Source organism: Streptomyces sp. RP5T, assembly GCF_003933965.1.
Lineage (GTDB): Bacteria > Actinomycetota > Actinomycetes > Streptomycetales > Streptomycetaceae > Streptomyces.
Map to the genome: position 1 here is coordinate 1 of NZ_RSAJ01000957.1, position 2,037 is coordinate 2,037.

Here is a 2,037-nt window from a genome sequence, read left to right on the forward strand (position 1 = left end):
CCTGATGGGACGCCCCTTCGGCGTGCCCGTCTACGTCGCCCCCAGCTGGTTCCTCGTCGCCGCCCTCATCACCTGGGTGTTCGGCGGCCAACTGGAACGCGTGCTGCCGGAACTCGGCGCCGCCCGCTACCTCGTCTCCCTCTTCTTCGCGATCGCCTTCTACGCCTCCGTCCTCGTCCACGAACTGGCCCACACCGTCGCGGCCCTGCGCTTCAAGCTCCCGGTCCGCCGCATCCAGCTCCAGTTCTTCGGCGGAGTCTCCGAGATCGAGAAGGAGGCCGAGACCCCCGGCCGGGAGTTCGTCCTGGCCTTCGTCGGCCCACTGCTCTCCCTGGTCCTCGCCGGCCTCTTCTACCTCGCCATGAAACCCGTCGAACCCGGCACGGTCCCCGGCGTCCTGCTCGCAGGCCTGATGGTCTCCAACCTCATCGTGGCCGCCTTCAACCTCCTGCCCGGCCTCCCCCTCGACGGCGGCCGCATGCTCCGCGCCGTCGTCTGGAAGATCACCGGCAAACCCATGAGCGGCACCATCGCCGCCGCCTGGGTCGGCCGCGCCCTCGCCGTCGTCGTCCTCATCGGCCTCCCGCTGCTCACCCAGTCCGGAGCCCTCGGCTCCTCCGCCGAGGACAACGTCGGCATGGACACCGTGATGGACGCCCTGCTGGCCGCGATCCTCGCCGCGATCATCTGGACCGGCGCCGGCAACAGCCTCCGCATGGCCCGGCTCAGGGAACACCTCCCCGACCTGCGCGCCCGCACCCTCACCCGCCGCGCGGTCCCGGTCGAGAGCCACACCCCCCTCTCCGAGGCCCTGCGCCGCGCCAACGACGCCGGAGCCCGCGCCCTGGTCGTCGTCGACGCCGAGGGCACCCCGCTCTCCCTCGTCCGCGAGGCCGCCATCGTCGGCGTACCCGAACACCGCCGCCCCTGGGTCGCCGTCAGCGGCCTCGCCCAGGACCTCACCGACGGCATGCGCGTCTCCGCCGAACTCGCGGGAGAGGACCTCCTGGACACCCTCCGCGCGACCCCGGCCACCGAATACCTCGTCGTCGAGGAGACCGGAGAGATCTACGGCGTGCTGTCCGCGGCCGACGTCGAGCGCGCCTTCGTCAAGGCCATGGCCCGGCCCTCCTAGTGGTCGGCGGCCCCTCCGCGGACCGGTAGGCTGTTCACATGTCCGAACCGACCGGTGCCGCCCGCAGGCGCGGGCCCTTCAAGGTCGGGGACCAGGTTCAGCTGACCGACCCCAAGGGCCGCCACTACACGTTCACGCTCGAAGAGGGAAAGAACTTCCACACCCACAAGGGTTCCTTCCCGCACGACGAGCTGATCGGCGCACCCGAGGGCAGCGTTGTCCGCACCACCGGTAACGTCGCCTACCTCGCGCTGCGCCCCCTGCTCCCCGACTACGTCCTGTCCATGCCCCGCGGCGCCGCCGTGGTCTACCCCAAGGACGCGGGGCAGATCCTCGCCTTCGCCGACATCTTCCCCGGCGCCCGCGTCGTGGAGGCCGGGGTCGGCTCCGGCTCGCTCAGCAGCTTCCTGCTGCGCGCCATCGGCGACCAGGGCATGCTGCACAGCTACGAGCGGCGCGAGGACTTCGCCGACATCGCCAAGCAGAACGTGGAGCGCTACTTCGGCGGCCCGCACCCCGCCTGGCAGCTCACCGTCGGCGACCTCCAGGACAACCTGTCCGACGCCGACGTCGACCGCGTCATCCTCGACATGCTCGCCCCCTGGGAATGCCTGGAGGCCGTCTCCAAGGCGCTCGTTCCCGGCGGCATCCTGTGCTGCTACGTGGCCACCACCACCCAGCTCGCCCGGACCGTGGAGTCCATCCGCGAGATCGGCTGCTTCAACGAGCCGACCGCCTGGGAGACGATGATCCGCAACTGGCACATCGAGGGCCTGGCCGTCCGCCCCGACCACCGGATGATCGGCCACACCGGCTTCCTCCTCACCGCCCGCCGCCTCGCCGACGGCGTGGAGCCCCCCATGCGCCGCCGCCGCCCCGCCAAGGGCGCCTACGGCGAGGAC

The 2,037-nt window shown here is 71.5% G+C and carries 2 protein-coding genes; both read left to right on the plus strand.

Annotated features, from left to right (window positions below):
* Positions 1–1,135: site-2 protease family protein (locus EHS43_RS43395; protein WP_260470990.1), on the plus strand; the 1,135-nt coding region annotated here is incomplete at its 5' end.
* Positions 1,136–1,173: 38 nt separating this feature from the next.
* A partial coding sequence (locus tag EHS43_RS43400) for a tRNA (adenine-N1)-methyltransferase (protein ID WP_148104299.1) occupies positions 1,174–2,037 on the plus strand: 864 nt, incomplete at its 3' end.